Origin of the sequence: Paraburkholderia sp. J12 (assembly GCF_905220215.1) — a bacterium.
Classification (GTDB): domain Bacteria; phylum Pseudomonadota; class Gammaproteobacteria; order Burkholderiales; family Burkholderiaceae; genus Paraburkholderia.
On sequence record NZ_CAJMZC010000002.1, the window covers coordinates 297,371 to 313,638 of the forward strand.

17 protein-coding genes are annotated in these 16,268 nt (G+C 68.8%); 4 read left to right on the plus strand and 13 right to left on the minus strand.

The features are described from left to right. Nucleotides 1-143: 143 nt before the first annotated feature. From U5760_RS06305 to U5760_RS06330, 6 genes are all read right to left on the minus strand, one after another. Nucleotides 144-776, minus strand: coding sequence for an alpha/beta hydrolase (locus U5760_RS06305; RefSeq protein ID WP_322010437.1), 633 nt, complete (start codon nt 774-776; stop codon nt 144-146). A gap of 42 nt (nt 777-818) precedes the next feature. Next, on the minus strand, nt 819-1,139 hold the full coding sequence (locus tag U5760_RS06310; protein WP_028227749.1) for a (2Fe-2S) ferredoxin domain-containing protein: 321 nt from the start codon (nt 1,137-1,139) through the stop codon (nt 819-821). A 325-nt stretch (nt 1,140-1,464) separates the two neighbouring features. Continuing rightward, a complete protein-coding gene (locus U5760_RS06315) occupies nt 1,465-2,097 on the minus strand; it encodes an ABC-type transport auxiliary lipoprotein family protein (RefSeq protein WP_322010439.1) in 633 nt (210 codons plus the stop codon). A gap of 211 nt (nt 2,098-2,308) precedes the next feature. Beyond that, the gene (locus U5760_RS06320) at nt 2,309-3,286 is read right to left on the minus strand and encodes an MlaD family protein (RefSeq protein ID WP_322010440.1); all 978 of its coding nucleotides are present in this window, start codon (nt 3,284-3,286) and stop codon (nt 2,309-2,311) included. A gap of 66 nt (nt 3,287-3,352) precedes the next feature. Further along, nucleotides 3,353-4,276 carry an ABC transporter ATP-binding protein gene (locus U5760_RS06325; protein ID WP_322010442.1) on the minus strand — a complete coding sequence of 308 codons (924 nt, stop codon included), beginning with the start codon at nt 4,274-4,276 and terminating at the stop codon, nt 3,353-3,355. After that, nucleotides 4,273-5,406 (minus strand): ABC transporter permease, encoded by a 1,134-nt coding sequence (locus U5760_RS06330; protein ID WP_322010444.1) that lies wholly within the window; start codon nt 5,404-5,406, stop codon nt 4,273-4,275. The genes U5760_RS06325 and U5760_RS06330 overlap by 4 nt, the downstream gene beginning before the upstream one ends. A 132-nt stretch (nt 5,407-5,538) precedes the next feature. Here U5760_RS06330 and U5760_RS06335 point away from each other — a divergent pair, with 132 nt between their 5' ends. The 3 genes from U5760_RS06335 to U5760_RS06345 all read left to right on the plus strand — a co-directional run bounded on the left by U5760_RS06335 (nt 5,539) and on the right by U5760_RS06345 (nt 7,659). Beyond that, complete coding sequence (locus U5760_RS06335) at nt 5,539-6,447, plus strand: biotin--[acetyl-CoA-carboxylase] ligase (RefSeq protein ID WP_322010446.1); 909 nt, start codon at nt 5,539-5,541, stop codon at nt 6,445-6,447. Beyond that, on the plus strand, nt 6,444-7,295 hold the full coding sequence (locus U5760_RS06340; protein WP_322010447.1) for a type III pantothenate kinase: 852 nt from the start codon (nt 6,444-6,446) through the stop codon (nt 7,293-7,295). The genes U5760_RS06335 and U5760_RS06340 overlap by 4 nt, the downstream gene beginning before the upstream one ends. 124 nt (nt 7,296-7,419) lie before the next feature. Next, nucleotides 7,420-7,659 (plus strand): hypothetical protein, encoded by a 240-nt coding sequence (locus U5760_RS06345; RefSeq protein WP_322010448.1) that lies wholly within the window; start codon nt 7,420-7,422, stop codon nt 7,657-7,659. Nucleotides 7,660-7,705: 46 nt separating this feature from the next. On the opposite strand, the gene rfaE2 is transcribed toward U5760_RS06345, so the two are convergent. The 7 genes from rfaE2 to U5760_RS06380 form a co-directional block, all read right to left on the minus strand. Then, the gene (rfaE2, locus tag U5760_RS06350; RefSeq protein WP_322010449.1) at nt 7,706-8,191 is read right to left on the minus strand and encodes a D-glycero-beta-D-manno-heptose 1-phosphate adenylyltransferase; all 486 of its coding nucleotides are present in this window, start codon (nt 8,189-8,191) and stop codon (nt 7,706-7,708) included. A gap of 134 nt (nt 8,192-8,325) precedes the next feature. Further along, a complete protein-coding gene (locus U5760_RS06355; protein WP_322010450.1) occupies nt 8,326-9,198 on the minus strand; it encodes a ferritin-like domain-containing protein in 873 nt (290 codons plus the stop codon). Between the two features lie 475 nt (nt 9,199-9,673). After that, on the minus strand, nt 9,674-10,879 hold the full coding sequence (locus U5760_RS06360) for a patatin-like phospholipase family protein (protein ID WP_322010451.1): 1,206 nt from the start codon (nt 10,877-10,879) through the stop codon (nt 9,674-9,676). Nucleotides 10,880-10,938: 59 nt separating this feature from the next. Further along, nucleotides 10,939-11,634, minus strand: coding sequence for a PhaM family polyhydroxyalkanoate granule multifunctional regulatory protein (locus tag U5760_RS06365; RefSeq protein WP_322010453.1), 696 nt, complete (start codon nt 11,632-11,634; stop codon nt 10,939-10,941). A 114-nt stretch (nt 11,635-11,748) separates the two neighbouring features. Continuing rightward, entirely contained in the window at nt 11,749-12,579 is an 831-nt protein-coding gene (locus tag U5760_RS06370) for an enoyl-CoA hydratase/isomerase family protein (RefSeq protein ID WP_322010455.1), read from the minus strand. Nucleotides 12,580-12,646: 67 nt separating this feature from the next. After that, nucleotides 12,647-13,819, minus strand: a complete 1,173-nt coding sequence (locus U5760_RS06375) for an ABC transporter substrate-binding protein (protein ID WP_322010456.1) — start codon at nt 13,817-13,819, stop codon at nt 12,647-12,649. 230 nt (nt 13,820-14,049) lie between these two features. After that, nucleotides 14,050-15,042, minus strand: a complete 993-nt coding sequence (locus tag U5760_RS06380; RefSeq protein WP_322010457.1) for a fumarylacetoacetate hydrolase family protein — start codon at nt 15,040-15,042, stop codon at nt 14,050-14,052. A gap of 137 nt (nt 15,043-15,179) precedes the next feature. Between U5760_RS06380 and U5760_RS06385 the strand changes: the two genes are divergently transcribed. Beyond that, nucleotides 15,180-16,109 carry an IclR family transcriptional regulator gene (locus tag U5760_RS06385; RefSeq protein ID WP_322010459.1) on the plus strand — a complete coding sequence of 310 codons (930 nt, stop codon included), beginning with the start codon at nt 15,180-15,182 and terminating at the stop codon, nt 16,107-16,109. Nucleotides 16,110-16,268: the final 159 nt, after the last annotated feature.

The following is a 16,268-nucleotide window of genomic DNA, read 5'->3' on the forward strand; positions in this document are numbered from 1 at the left end:
CTAACGCCGCTTTTATGCGGACCTGTCGTGCATTTTTCGCACACGGGCCTGCGGCGCCGCGATGGGTCGCCGCAGGTTGTGGCGCCGATAAAACGGGGGACGATTAAGGACGACCAGGGACGACTGGAGACGATCAGGCCCGCTCAGCGCCAGGCATCGACGATGATGCGCTTGAGGATATGCAGCTTGCGATGCAGGAAGTGTTCCGCCCCCGGAATCACGACCACCGGCAGTTCCTGCGGCCGGGCCCACTCGTACACCGAGAGGATGGGCACCGTGTCGTCGAGCTCGCCGTGCACGACGAGCGTGTTTTCGGGCACCGGCGCGACCTCCCAGCGGCTCGCGGCCGTGCCGACGAACACCATGCGCTCGATCGCGCCGCCCGCCTCGAGGTAGCGCTTCGCGACGTGCGAGAGCACGAAAGTCCCGAACGAGAAGCCCGCGAGCACGAGCGGCACGTCGGCCTGGCCCGGCTGCGCGCGCATGTACGCGAGCAGTTCGAGCAGGTCGTCCTGTTCGCCGATGCCGTTGTCGTGCGTGCCGGCCGTTTCGCCCACGCCGCGAAAATTCGAGCGATAGGTGGTGTAGCCGAGCTGCACGAGCGTGCGCGCGAGGGTCTGCGCAACCTTGTTGTCCATCGTCCCGCCAAAGAGCGGATGCGGATGCGCCACGAGCGCGATGCCGCGCGCGGGCGCACCCGCGTCGGGCACGTCGAGCGCGCACTCGATCTTGCCGACGGGGCCGTCGATCTGGAATTTCTGGGTCTGGGCGTTCATCGCGCGGCAGTCCTTATCGGTCAATCAACGGTCAGCGGGAGGTCAAATCTTCAGACGTTCGACCACCTGGCCGTTCTGCAGATGCGAGACGACGATCTCGTCGATGTCGGCTTCGTCGACGTAGGTGTACCAGGTGCCCTCGGGATACACGACGACAGTCGGCCCTTCCTCGCAGCGGTCGAGACAGCCCGCCTTGTTGATGCGCACCTGGCCCGGGCCCGCGAGGCCCAGTTGCTTCACGCGCTTCTTCGCGTACTCCTGCATGGCCTGGGCGTTGCAGTTCGCGCAGCTCGGGCGCTCGGCGCCGGGTTCGCGCTGGTTCAGGCAAAAGAAGACGTGGTACTTGTAGAACGAGTCGGTCATGGCAGGAGCTACCTGTGCAGGTCGCGCGCCCGGCAGCCAGCGGGGCGCCGCGCGCGGTGCGATGCGTTTGTGGTTCGCGTCGTGTGCCTGTCACGCGAGGGGACAGGCGCGCGATGCGTCATAGGGACCGGTCGATTATAGCGAGCGCCGCGCGAACGCTCCCGCCACTCACTCGTGCTCACCAAGGCCGCCGCCCGGTGTCGCGCGGCGGGCGCCCTCGTTTCGCGGCGAACGGCGCTTCATGCGCCCTTTCCTCACCATGCCGCCGCGCCGTCTTCGCGCTCAAGGCCTGCTGTCGAACGCGGCCGGCGCCCGGGCACTCCGGTCAGGGCGTGCCCGCGCGCTGCTGCGAGGAGAGCCACACCCCCACCTGGCTCACGAAGTCATCGCTGGCCGCGGCCAGTGCATGCACGCCGCCCGCCGCATCGGGCGTGCCGGCCGGCGCGCGCGCGACGAACTCGCGTTGCGCGATCACCTTGCCGCCTTGCATCAGCGTCGCGCGGGCGGTGAGCACGCCCGAGCTCTGGTTCGGGTTGTCGAACACCTGCTCGAACTGATCGAGTTCGACCTTGAGCATCGGCGCCTGCACGGCGTCGGCGCCCGAGAGCACCGTCGCACGCGTGCCGAGCACGTTGCGCAGGCGCAGCGTGAGCAGGCGCGCCGGCGACATCGTCCAGCGGCTGTTCGCATAGCGCGCCGAGCGCTGCGAGTCGGCGCTCAGGCGGTAGAGGATGCCGTCGTTGTCGAGCGGCGGCGGCGCGCTCACCTCGAGCACCTTGAGCGGCGGCAGCGGGCCCGCCGCGCTCGCCTGCGCCGGCGGTCCCAGGTCGTAGCGGATGTCGGAGAGCGCTGCGGAGTTGCCCGCGCACGCCGCAAGGAGCGTGGCGGCGGCGAGGGCCGCGAGCGCTGCCAGCGCCGTGGAAGCGGCGCGGCCGAGGTGGGAAGTCGAGCGTGACATTGCAGTTCCTTCTGGGTCGTGCGGCGCCCTGATCGCGCCGCGCTTCATGCGTCGAACGTATTGCGGATGCGCCGTGCGCCGCCCGGTTCGCGGCGCGGCCGGTCTCCGGCGCAGCGGATTGCTCGCCTTAATGGGCATCTGATTGGGCATCTGATTGGGCATCTGATTGGGCATCTGAATGGGCATCTGAATGGGCACCTGATTGGCCACCTCATTGACCACCCGAGGCCCCGGCCCCGGCCGCGGGCCAGGTGAAGCCGGGCTCGCCCGGCCCCGGCGCGGGCCGCGGCGCGCCGCCGAACAGCACGCTGCTCGGGCTCACGCTGAACGTACCGGCCGCGCGGTCCACCGAGCGCATGGCCGAGCGCACGTCTTCGGTCAGCGAATCGACGCGCGGCAGCGTGTCGTAACCCAGCCGCCCGGAGAGATCCTGGATCGACGCGTCCATCGAGGCGAGCGCCGCGCCCGCCTGCGCCGCCGCCGTGCCGGCCTTGTTCAGGTTGGTCTGGAACGGGCCGTCCGGGCGGTTCACGTTCTGGATCAGCTGGTTCGTCGATTGCAGCGTGCGCTGCAGGTCGCTCACCGCGCCGGGCAGGCGGCTCGTGGTCGGCTCCAGTTGCTTCGCGAGCGTGTTCGCGCTGTCCGCGGCCTGTTGCAGGCTCGTGACGGTGGCCATCAGCTGCTTGCGGTTATCGTTGGAGAGCAGGTCGTCGATGTCGCTGGCGATGTTGTCGAGCTTGCGCAGAAGCGCGTCGCCGCGCCGCTGCAGCTGGTCGAGCAGGCCCGGGCGCAGCGGCAGCTCGGCCACGTGCGCCTCCGACGACGACAGCGGCGAGAGATCCTGGCCGTTGTCGTCGAGCTGCACGAAGGCGATCCCCGTCACGCCCTGCAGCGCGAGCGTGCCGTAGGTGGAGCGCGTCATGGGGGCCTTCTGGTCCACGAGAATGCGAATGCGGATCTCGCCGGGGCGGTTCGGGTCGAAGCGGATCGTGTCCACCTTGCCGACGTCGAGGCCGCGATAGCGCACGGCCGCGTCCGGATAGAGGCCCGTCACGCTCGTGCGCGAGATCAGGTCGTAGGGCACGCGCACGGCGTGGTCGGCGCTGAAGAAGAGCACCACCAGCGCGATCACGACCAACAGGCCGATCGTGAAGAGGCCGGCCCAGAACGCATGCGGTTTGTTTTCCATCGTCAGATTCCCTCGTTGGCGGCAGCCTTGGTCCCCGGCGCCGCAATGCGCCCGTCAGTTTCCCGATCAGCTTCCCGATATGCCGAACGCCGGCGCGAGCGCCGCCGGCGGCAGCTTCGCGCGCCGCTCGGGCGGCAGCGCCTGCAACGCGCGCCGTCCTCGCATACCCAGAAAATATTCGCGGATGAACGGATCGTCCACGCCCGCCACTTCCTCCACCGGCGCCGCCACCAGCACGCGGCGCTCCGCCAGCACGGCCACGCGCGTGGACAGCGCGACCATCGCGTCGAGATCGTGCGTCACCAGCACGACGGTGAGCCCGAGCGCGCGATGCAGCGTGCTGATGAGTTCCACCACTTCGTCCGACGAGCGCGGATCGAGCCCCGCCGTCGGTTCGTCGAGAAAGAGCAGTTCGGGCTCCAGCACGATCGCGCGCGCGAGACCCACGCGCTTGACCATGCCGCCCGAGAGCGCCGCCGGCATCTTCGAAGCATGCTTGCACGGCAGCCCCACCATTTCGAGCTTGAGCATCACGATGTCGCGCAGCAGATCCTCCGGCACCTTGCCCAGCTCCCGCACGGGCTGCGCGATGTTGTCGAACACCGTGAGCGACGAAAAGAGCGCGCCTTGCTGGAACAGCATGCCGGTGCGCGTGCGCATCAGGCGGGCGGCTTCGGCGTCGATCTTCGTGAGGTCCTCGCCGAACAGCTTGATCGTGCCCGAGGTGGGCCGCTCGAGCCCGAGAATCTGCCGCACGAGCGTGGTCTTGCCGGAGCCCGATCCGCCCACGATCGTCACGATCTCGCCGCTGCGGATATCGAGATCCAGATGCTGGTGCACGATATTGCGGCCATAGCGCTTCGTGAGATTGCGCACCTCCACCACGGGCTCGCCGATCTGCGGCAGCGGCAGATCGCGCACGACTTCCTTCAGCGGCGTGCTGCGGGTGCCCGTCGTGTTCGTCGTGTTCCTCGCGCCGGGCGTGCTCATGACAACCCCACGTTCTGGAACAGGATCGCGAACACGGCGTCGGCGAGGATCACGATCGTGATCGAGGTCACGACCGAGGTGGTCGTGCCTTCGCCGAGACTCCGCGAATTCGCCTTGATGCGAAAGCCGAAGTGGCAGCCCACGATGGCGACCAGCATGCCGAAGGCCACGCCCTTGCCGAGGCCGATCCACAGGTTCGCGATCGGCACCACGCTGGGCAGCGAACGCACGAAGTACGAAATGTCGATGCCGAGCACGAGCTTGGCCGCGAGCGCGCCGCCGAGGAGCGCGATGATGTCGGTCCAGGTGACGAGGAGCGGCATGGCGATGCCGAGCGCGATCACGCGCGGCAGAATGAGGCGCAGGCCGTGCGAGATGCCCATCACGCGCATGGCGTCGAGCTCCTCGGTCACGCGCATCACGCCGATCTGCGCCGTGATGGCCGAGCCCGAACGCCCGGCCACGAGAATCGCCGAGAGCACCGGCCCGAGTTCGCGGATCACCGCGAGGCCGAGAATATTGACGATGTACTGGTTCGCGCCGAATAGCCGCAACTGCTGCGCGGAAAGATACGAGAGCACGATGCCGATCAGGAACGCCACCAGCGCCGTGATGGGCAGCGCCCGCGCGCCGGCGTTGTAGATGTTCGCGGAGATCTCGATCCAGGGCGTGAGCCTCGGCTGGCGCAGGATCCGCAGCAGATCGAGGATCACGCGGCCGAGCATGCCGATGCCGCCGTACAGGTGTTCGAAGAACGAGAAGATCGCGAGCCCGAGCTTCGTGACCGGATCGATGCGCACCACCTGCTCGACGGGTTCGCGCACCGAGTCGAGCAGCGCGATGCGCTGGAAGATGTCGCGCTGCGTATCGGTGAGCGCGATCAGGTTGGTCGGCAGCTTGTGGCCCCAGACGCGCCACAGTGCCTGGCCGCCCACGTGGTCCATGCGCTGGATGCCCGACAGGTCCCACTCGCCGACAGGCTCGCTCGCGAGCGCGCGCAGGCGCAGCGCCGCCTTGCCGCGCTCGCGGTCGCGCGCGAGGGCAAGCGCGGTCCATTGCCCCGAGAGGCGGACGATCTTTCCTTTGGAGCCGGCCGTAATGTCGAGGCCGGGTGGCGTCTCTTGAGTCAAGGCTGGGCGCTCGGGCAGGAGGGGAGCAGTCATTGTAGCGAACGCGCCCCCTTTTGGCGTTCATTTGGGCGCAACGCGCGCACTGCGCCCGGCCGGGCTGCCGCTGCGCCGCCAGCCACTACAATACGGCACATGAACGCGACCTCTTCTTCCTCCGCTACTCCGCCCGCCGGCGACTGGCGCATCGACCGCGACCGCGCGATCACGCTGTTCGGGCCGGCGGCCCACGACTGGCCCATCGAGATCGTCGAGGAAACCGGCTCGACCAACGCCGACCTGATGGCACGCATGAAGACCCTGCCCCAGCGCGCCGACGCGCTCGCGCGGCCGCTCGTGCGCGTGGCCTACCTGCAGACCGCGGGCCGGGGCCGGCGCGGGCGCAGCTGGGTTGCGCAGCCCGGCGACGCGTTGCTGTTCTCGCTTGCCTGCGTGCTGCCGCGCCCGATCGACGGCCTCGCGGGCCTCTCCCTCGCGATCGGCTCGGCGCTCGTGGACGGCCTGCGCACGCTGCCCGTCGCCGCGCCCGGCCAGATCGCGCTCAAGTGGCCCAACGACGTGCTGCTCGAAGGCGACAAGCTGGTGGGCATCCTCGTCGAGACCGCGTGGAGCACGCCCGACGCCACGGCCGTCGTGATCGGCATCGGCACCAATGTGCGCGGCGCCGACGCGCTGGCCGCGAAGATCGACGCGCTCAACGCGGGCGCCGACGCCCCGGCGGTGCCGGGCACGACGCCCACGGCGCTCTCGCGCGCGTGGCCGAACGCGAATCTCACCGATACCCTCGCCGCCGAGCTCAACGCGCTCGAAGCCGCGCTCAAGCGCTTCGGCGCGGCAGGCTTCGCGCCGTTCCAGGCACGCTGGAACGCGTGTCACGCCTATGCGGGCCGCCAGGTGACGCTGTTCGAGCAAGGCAAGGAGATCATGCGCGGCACGGCGGTGGGCGTGGACGAACGCGGTCAACTGCTGGTCGATACGGCGAACGGCCGCGAAACGGTCACGACCGGCGACGTTTCGTTGCGCATCACGGACGGCGGCGCATGAGCGCGGCGCCCCGGCCCGCTGCGAAGCCGCCTTTCCTGCTCATCGACGCCGGCAACAGCCGGATCAAATGGGCAATCGCCGACGCGGCCGGCACGCTCGCCCATGCGGGTGCGGCGAATCACGAGAGCCTCGCGGCGGTGCTGGCAGGCACGCTAGAACTGCCGGGTTGGGCCGATCTGCCCGCGCCCGCGAGCGCGTGGATCTCGAACGTGGCGGGCGAAGCGGTCGCAGAACGCCTTGCCGCACTCGTGGAGGCGCGCTGGCCGGGCCTGCCGCGCACCGTGATCCGCGCGTGCGCGCAGCAATGCGGCGTGACCAACGGCTACACGACGCCCGACGCGCTCGGCAGCGACCGCTGGGCCGGCATGATCGGCGCGCACGCGGCCTTTCCGGGCGAGCCGCTCCTGATCGCGACCTTCGGCACGGCCACGACGCTCGAGGCGCTGCGCGCGGACGGCACGTTCGTCGGCGGCCTGATTGCGCCGGGCTGGACGCTGATGATGCGCTCGCTCGGCGAACACACGGCGCAGTTGCCGGTGCTCGACGCGCCCGCGGCGCGCGGCCTGATCGGCGGGGCGGCGCGAGGCGCCGGTGAAGCAGGCAACGCCCAGACGGGCCCGCGTTTTGCCACGGATACGAAGCGCGCCATCTCCGCGGGCTGCGCGCTGGCACAGGCGGCGCTGATCGAGCGCGCGTGGGCGGATCTGCAGGACGAATGGAAGGAGACGGTGCGGCTGGTGGTGAGCGGCGGCGCCGCCGCGGAAGTGACAGCCGCACTCAAGGTGCCGCATACTCGCCACGACGCGCTGGTGCTCGCCGGACTTGCACTGATCGCGGCCGAGGCCTGAGCGCGAGCTTGCCGCACGCACAAACGCGCCGCATACGCGCCTCGCGCCGGATAGCGGCGGGAAGCGATGAGTAGCGGTGAGTAGCGGCGGACTAACGAAATCGATATCGACGGAGCTTCATACGATGCTGCGCTGGCTGATCGCCATTCTGATTCTCGCCAACCTGGTCGCCTTTTCGGCGATCCGCGGCGTCTTCGGCCCGACGCCCGCCTCGGGCTCGCGCGACAGCCTGCCGCTGAACCGGCAGATCCATCCGGAGCGCCTAGCCGTGCGGCCGATCCCGGCTTCCGAATCGGCCGATGTGCCCGTGGTGGGCGGCCCGGTGGCCGATCCCGCAGTGCAGGCCTCGGCGCTGACGCAGTAGTCAAGCCTTCGTTCGGCTTAATGCAACAACGGGCAACGAAAGCCGCTCAGGCCGCGTCGCCGCGTACCTTCTTCAGCAGCTTCGTGGTCGAGCGATCGTGCTCGAACGCAATCGCCAGCGCCCGCCCGCCCCAGCTGCGCACGAGCGCCGACTCGGGCAGCGCGTCCATGTCGTAGTCGCCGCCTTTCACCAGCACGTCCGGATGCACCGCCTCGATCAGCTCGATCGGGGTGCGCTCGCCGAAGCCCACCACCCAGTCCACGCTTTCCAGCGCCGCGAGCAGCGCCATGCGGTCCGCTTCGGTATTGATGGGGCGGTCGTCGCCCTTGCCCAGCATGCGCACCGACGCATCGCTGTTCACCCCGACGATCAGCGTCGCGCCGAGCGCCTTCGCATCGGCGAGATAGGTGACGTGCCCGCGGTGCAGGATGTCGAAGACGCCGTTGGTGAACACCACCGGGCCGGCGAGCGTGGGCCGCAGTTGCGCGAGCGCTTCGCGGGTCGTGATCTTGCGTTCGAAGGAAACGGGCATCGGCTGAAATCGGGTCGTGACGGGAAAGGTCAAACGGTAAAGCCAAAAACAACGGCCCGGCAACGCGAGCGCCCGGGCCGTCTGTGCTGTGCGGTGCGGCGCGCGGACCAGTTGCCCACGCGCACGCGTACCGCTCAGGCGGGTTGCTGCTGCGAGCCCTGATCGGCCTGCAGGCGCGAGACCACTTCTTTGCGGTAGCGGTTCAGTTCCTGCGCCGTGGTGAACGTGCGCTCGAACAGGATCGAGAGGTTGTGCAGAATGCGCTCGACCACCTTCTTTTCCCAGCCGTCGTCGAAGCGGATCTGCTCGTCGAGCCAGCGCTCGAGCCATTCCGGATCGGGCAGGCGCGACTGCACGGTGTCGCGCGGGAACAGCGCCTGATTCACGTGCAGGTTCGTCGGGTGCAGCGGCTTTTCGGTGCGGCGCGCCGAAGCCATCAGCACGCCGATCTTCGCGAACGCCGCGCGCGCGACGTCGCCGCAGTTCGTGAGCGCCTTCTTCATGTAGCGCAGGTAGGCGCCCCCGTGGCGCGCCTCGTCGCGCGAGATGGTTTCGTAGATCGCCTTGATGACGGGTTCCGTGTGCCATTCGGCCGCGCGGCGGTACCAGTGGTTCAGGCGGATCTCACCACAGAAGTGCAGCATCAGCGTTTCGAGCGGCGGCGCCGGATCGAATTCGAAGCGCACCGCGTGCAGTTCCTCTTCGGTCGGCACGAGTTCCGGCTTGAAGCGGCGCAGATACTCCATGAGCACGAGCGAGTGCTTCTGCTCTTCGAAGAACCACACGCTCATGAACGCGGAGAAGTCGCTGTCGTGATGGTTGTCGCGCAGGAACATCTCCGTGGCCGGCAGCGCGGACCATTCGGTGATGGCATTCATCTTGATGGTCTTCGCCTGCTCGTCCGTGAGGAGCGACGCGTCGAACTGGTCCCAGGGAATGTCCTTTTCCATGTCCCAACGGACCGATTCGAGCGATTTGTAAAGTTCCGGATAAAGCATCGTGTTCATAGTCCCGCCCCTGATCTGCGCATGACGCACGCGTGACGCGCCCCTAACGAATGTTGCATGCCGCGTGAGCGCGGGGAAAACGCGACACGCAGGCGAAAAGCATTCAATTTTACGCGGTAATCGGCCGCCCAGAACCATCCGGCAGCGACTTGCGTCTGCCGCGCGGCAATCCTTGTACCCGTTTTGTACCCGTTTGAGAGCGGCCTGCGGGTTCTGGGTAGCTGCTCCATGCCTCGAACCCGCCGATGTGTTCATGCGGGCCATGCCCGCGACGCCGGACCCGACCGGGATCGGAAGAACCCGGCGAGCCGTTGCCGGTAGCGGCCCCGCAGCCGATTGCCGCAGCGCTGCCGGTCATCCCTCTCCCCGGGCCAGGCCGCTTTCGTCGTGGAAAGCTCGCCGAACCGGGTCAAACGACGTCAAAACACGGCCACACAGCCGAAAAAACCTTACACCATGATAGCACGCCGACATTTCAGATCCGGCGCCTCTCCGGATGCTCGCCCGCGCCCGCGGTCGGGGCTTTGAGCCAGCTCAAAAGGACGTCGCGCTGCGCGAGCGCATCGCGGTAGCCGAGCTCGATCAGCTCGCGCGTGAACGCCTCTTCGAACAGCAGGTAGCTCGCGAACGCGGCCCCCGACGCGCGATTGCCGCCCATCGCCCCCAGCAGCACGCGCACCGAAGCGGGCAACGCCTGCAGATGGCGTGCCGCGATCAGCTCGATGCGCTCGCTGGGCGCAATCGCCAGCACCTCCACGAGCCGCCAGCCGCTCTCGGGCTCCACCGTTTCCGGCAGGTGCCGGACCATGCGGTTGATGTGCTCCACGCGCTCGATGTCGGCGCCGAGCGCATCGAGAAAAACGCTCGCCATGACCTGCTGGCCGATCTGCGCGAGCGTCGGATAGGTGTCGATGTCGGGACGCGCGGCGGGCACCTCGGGTGCGGGCGCGGCCGCGCCGATCACGACGATGCGCTGCGCGCCGAAGTGAATCGCGGGACTGAGCGGCGCGATCTGGCGAATCGAGCCGTCGCCGAAGTACTCGTGGCGGCCGTCGAGTTCGAGGCGCACCGCCGGGAACACATAGGGAATGGCCGCCGAGGCGAGCAGATGCTCGGGCGTGAGCGCCACCATGCGCGCCGTGCGCTGCGCGCGGCGCCAGGCGCTGATGGGTTCGCACGCCTGATAAAAGGTGAGATGCCGCCCCGACGAGTAGCTGAGCGCCGTGACGGAAACGGCATGAAGACGCCGCTCGTCGAGCATCTGTTCGATGCGGTGAAAACTCAGGGTGTGCGCGAGCAGGCGGGCAAGCGGCGCGTTGTCGAACAGCGTGCGGGGCGTGCGCCGCGCGGCGAGCCCGAAGGTGGCCCAGCCGAACGCGAGTGCGCCGAGCCAGCGTGCGCCCGCGGCGGCCACGCCGGGCCAGTCGGTGCGATACACCTGGTCGGCGCTCAGGCTCGACCAGACTTTCACGAGCTGCTCGGCGCCCTTCGCGAAGTGATCGGCGTGACTGGCGATGGAGGTGGCGTTGATCGCGCCGGCCGAGGTGCCGCAGATCACCGTGAACGGCATGGCATGGCGGCCCGGTTCGGCCTCCTCGGCCAGCTCCGCCAGTGCGCGCAACGCGCCGGCCTGGTAGGCCGCGCGCGCTCCGCCGCCCATCATCACGAGCGCAAGCCGCATGATGCAGACGCTCCCCGTAAGCGCCCTCGCGGGCGCGGTTCAAGCGTGCGCCGCGCGCGTCACTCGGGCTGCGCGGGCGCCTTTTTCGTGCTGCGCGAGGCGGACGATTTGCCCGCGGCGCGCCTCGCTGCGGGCTTCCCGCCCGCTCCGGCAGGCTCGCCCGCCGCGGCCGCTTCGCCTGGCGCCCCAGCCGCGGGCTGCGCCATCGCAAACTGCGCGAGCTGGTTGAACTGGGACTGCAGCAGGTTCCACCATGCCGACGTATCGAAGCCCGGCGGGGGCGCGTTCTCCGCGGCATCGGCCCCGCCAGCCGGACCTGCCGCCTCGGCCGATGCGGAAGCCGCCGCCTTCTCGCGCGGCGCCTGCGCACTGCCATGCGAAGGCTCGGGCGGCGGCGTCATCTGCGACTGCGCGAACGCGCCGAACGCACGCAAGGTGGAAAGCGTCGCCCGCTGCACCTCGAGCGCCTGAATGGCCGACTGCAGCATGCTCAGATTGAGCTTGAGCCACTGCTCGACGGCGCGCAGGTCGGTGATGCGCTTGTCGAGCTCTTCGATGTTGGTGAGCGGCGTCATCATGTCCGACATCATCGAAAGCGAGGGGCCGAAGCCCTGCGCGATGCCCGGCTCGCTGCCGGGGAACGCGCTGCCGAACGGCGTGAGGCGCATCATCCCCCACATGCGGTCGAGCATCTCGGCGGGCGGGAAGCCGGGAAAGCCCGGGAACGGCGGCACGGAGCCGGCTGGGTCAGTCATGCGGATCTCCTCGCAGGGGTTGAGTGACACGATAAGTGTTCGAGAACTGCGGCGTTCGCGTGTCTTGTCCGATCATACCGCGCGAGGCGACTCGCGGCGCACATCGGAACGCGATCAGAACGTGAACGGATCGCCTCCGGGGAAGTCCGGCGCGCGCCGCTCGCGCAGCGACTGCACGCCCTCGCGCACGTCGGGGCCGGAGAAGCCCATGAATTCGAGCGCGAGCGAGGTATCGAAATTCGGTCCTGCCATGCGCAGCCAGTTGTTGAGCGCGTATTTGGTCCAGCGCACCGCCGTTTGAGAGCCGGTCGCGAGGCGCTTCGCCACCTCGAACGCCTTCGGCAGCAGATCGTTTTCGTCCACGGCGAGCGAAACGAGGCCGATGCGCTCGGCTTCCTCGCCGCTCACGGGCTCGCACAGCAGCAGGTAGTACTTCGCCTTCGCCATGCCGCACAGGAGCGGCCACACGATCGCCGCGTGATCGCCGGCGGCCACGCCGAGACGCGTATGACCGTCGATGATGCGCGCCGTCTTCGTCGCGATCGAGATGTCGGCCAGAAGTCCCGCGACGAGCCCCGCGCCCACCGCCGGGCCGTGCATCGCCGAAACGATGGGCTTGCCGCAGTTGATCACGTTGTAGACGAGGTCGCGCGCCTCGCGCCAGACGCGTGCGCGCACCTCGAAGTGGGTGGCCATGTCCTCGACGAGCGCGAGGTCGCCGCCCGCCGAAAAGCCCTTGCCTTCGCCGCGTATCACGGCTACGCGCGCGTCCGGATCGCGATCCACGTCGCGCCAGATTTCGGCGAGCTCGCGGTGCATGTTCGCGTCGGCGGTGGCGAGGCCGCTCTTGTTCGCGCCTTCCCCGCTCATCACGATCTCGACGATGCCGTGTTCGTGCCGCCGCACGCGCAAGGCGTGATAGTGGGCGTATGGAGAGTCGTTCATGGCGCTGCCTCCCGGCTTCGAATGTTGAATGGTTAAGGCGTCGATGCACAGCCCATCGACGCACGCGTCAACGCGGCTGATAGAGCCACTTGCCGTCGCGGATCTCGACCATCACGCGTGCGTGCGCATCGAGGCCCAGGTGATCGGTCGCGCTCATGTTGACCACGCCGTTGGTGTCGCCGAGACCCCGCGTGGATTCGAGCGCATCGCGCAGCGCCGCGCGAAACGCGGGCGTGCCGGGCGCGGCGGACTTGAGCGCCACGGGAATCGCGCCTTGCAGCAGCAGGCCCGCGTCCCACGTATAGGCACCGAACGCCGACACGGTGCCCGCGCCGTAGCGTGTTTCGTACCTCGAAATATAGTCGAGCGCGAGGCGCCGGCCCGGATAGTCCTCGGGCAGTTGTGCGGCCACGAGCACGGGGCTCGCCGGCAGGAAGGTGCCGTTGCAGTCCGCGCCGCACACGCGCAGGAAGTCGCGGTTGCCCACGCCGTGATTGTGATAGATGAGGCCCTTGTAGCCGCGCTCCTTGAGCGCTCGGGGCGGCAGCGCCGCGGGCGTGCCGGCCGCGCCCACCACCACCGCGTCCGGGTTCGCGGCCACGATCTTCAGCACCTGGCCCGTGACCGAGGGATCGGTGCGATTGAAGCGCTCGTTCGCGACGATCCCGATGCCGTGCTGCTGCGCGGCCTTCGCGACTTCGGCGTAGAAGGTCTCGCCCAGCGCGTCGGCCTGGCCGATGTAGGCGAGCGTCTTCACGTTGTGCGCGACCGCATGCTCGACGATCGCGCCGGCCATCATGGCGTCGGTCTGCGGGGTCTTGAACATCCAGCGGCGCTTCTCGTCCACGGGCTCGATGATCTTCGCCGACGAGGCGAGCGAGATCGTAGGCGTCTGGCCCTGGGCGACCACGTCGAGCATCGCGAGCGTGTTCGGCGTGATCGACGAGCCGATGATCGCGTCCACGTGGTCTTCGTCGATCAGCTTCTTCGTGTCCTGCACGGCCTGAGTGGTGTCCGAGGCATCGTCGAGGACGATGTACTGCACTTTCTGGCCGGCGATCTCGGTGGGGAACATCGCGGCCGTGTCGCGCGCGGGGATGCCGAGCGACGCGGCCGGGCCCGTGAGCGAGAGCACGAGGCCGATCTTGACCTGGGCAAGTGCGAGAGCGGGGCAAAGGAAGCTGGCGAGCGCCACCAGCCAGAGCGAAGCGGCGGGACGGCGGGTGCGGGCGTGCTGCATGGCGTCTCCTCGTTATCGTGCGTGACGTATTCTTCGTACGACTTCCGGCCCTGCGGCACCTCCGGGCATGTCAGGGCCTATAAGGGCACATCAGGGCGCGCTCGCCGCCGCGCCTCGTGAGCGCGGCGGCGAGCGTTCGCCAGTGTAGCCGCGTGTCTTGCCCGCGGCATCGGGCGAAACCCTTTCGAGTCGACGCATTCCGTGCCGCATTCCGTACCGCCACCGGGCTTTCAGGCGGCGTCGGCCGCGGGCGCCACCGCCTGGTCGATTGCGCCGAAGATCGACTTGCCCGTTTCGTCGAGCATCTCGATCTTCACGGTGTCGCCGAACTTCATGAACTCCGTGCTCGCCGCGCCGTGCTCGATCGTTTCGAGGCAGCGCTTCTCCGCGATGCAGCAGTAGCCGCGTTTGGGATCCTTGTTCGAGACCGTGCCCGAGCCCACGATGGCGCCTGCGCGCAGATTGCGCGTCTTCGCCGCGTGGGCGATCAGCTGGCCGAAGTGGAACACCATGTCCGTGCCCGCGTCGGGCTGGCCCACTTTCCGGCCGTTCCAGTGCACCACCAGCGGCAGATGCACGCGGCCCTCGCGCCAGTGGCCGCCGAGCTCGTCGGGCGTCACGGCGACGGGCGCAAACGACGTGGCCGGCTTGCTCTGGAAGAAGCCGAAACCCTTCGCGAGCTCCGCGGGAATCAGGTTGCGCAGCGAGACGTCGTTGACGAGCGTGACGAGCCGGATCGCGCGAAGCGCCTCGTCGGGGGTGACGCCCATCGACACGTCGCCCGTGATCACCGCCACCTCGGCCTCGAAGTCGATGCCGAAGGCCTCGGAGGCGCACACGATGTCTTCGGCCGGCCCGATGAAGTCGTCGCTGCCGCCCTGGTACATGAGCGGATCGGTCCAGAACTCGGGCGGCATGTCGGCGCCGCGCGCGCGGCGCACGAGTTCGACGTGGTTCACGTAGGACGAGCCGTCCGCCCATTGATACGCGCGCGGCAGCGGCGCCATGCAGTCGCGGGCGTCGAAGCCGAACGCGTTGCGCGCGCGGCCGTGGTTGAGCGTGTCGTAGAGATCGAGCAGTTGCGGCGCATAGAAGCGCCAGTCGTCGAGCACGCGTTGCAGCGTCGGCGCGATCGTGTCGGCGATCGCCGCCGTACGCAGGTCGCGGGAAACGACGATCAGCTGACCGTCGCGGGTGCCGTCCTTCAGCGTGGCAAGTTTCATGGAGGCTCGTGCGTTGTGCGGATGACGATAGAGGAAATGTATTCTACGATGGTGAATCGGCGCGGCCCAAGGGGGCTCGCAGGCCACGCGGCCCGCCTCGCGCGCCGCCTGCCTTCGCTTGAATCAAAACGACATCCATGCCGCCATCTTCCCGCTCCCCCTCGCTGTCCTCCCGCCGCGCCGATCCCGGCGATCCCGCTGAAGCGGACGACTCCGGCGCCGACGCGTTCGCCGAGGCCGCCGAGAACGCAGAATCCGCTGAATCGGCCGAATCCGGCGAAGAAAAGCTGCGCTCGGGCATCCAGTCGATCGAGGTGGGGTTTCGCCTGCTCGACGTGCTGACGAGCGAACCGCGCGCGATGATGCTGCGCGACCTCGCCCAACGCGCGGGCATGAGCCCGGCGAAGGCGCACCGCTATCTGGTGAGCTTTCTGCGGCTCGGCGTGGTGGCGCAAGACCCGCTCTCGGGCCGCTACGAACTGGGCGGATTCGCGCTGCAACTGGGTCTCGCGCGGCTCGCGCGCGTGGACGGCGTGAAGCTCGCGCGCATCGCGCTGGCGGAACTGCACGACCGGCTGGACGTGACCGTGGGCATTGCCGTATGGGGCAATCAGGGGCCGACCGTCGTGCACTGGATGGAGTCGAGCCATCCGGCCAAGGCGTCGCTGCGGCTCGGCGACGTGATGCCGATGCTGAGTTCCGCCACCGGCCTGCTGTTTGCGGCCTACCTGCCGCGCAGCAAGACTGGCCCGATGATCGAGCGCGAGCTGGCGAGCGCGCGCCAGTCCCATACGGGTTCGACGCCGCGCACGGCCGCGGAGCTCGAGCGCACGCTCGCCGAGGTGCGCGAGCACGGCGCGGCGCGGGTCGAGGGCATGCTGCTGCCGACGATCCACGCGTTCTGCACACCGGTATTCGATGCGACGGGCGATCTCGCGCTCGGCCTGATCGCGCTGGGGCACGAAGGCGCGTTCGATATCGGCTGGAACGGGGCCGTGGATACGCCGCTGCGTGAGTGCGCGCAGAAGCTTTCGTGGGAATTGGGGTACAGTCCGGTCCCGCGCTGAAGGGGGCGACGCCGTGATCGAGCCCTGCCGCGATTCCCACCGCGCAGGAACACCCGTGACTCCGGGCGAGTCGAAGCGGCTTCGCCACGGCGTTCTGCACGCGCGCGGCCTGCCGTGCCACAGTATGGCCTGAGGTTCACCTTCACCCCACGATAAATA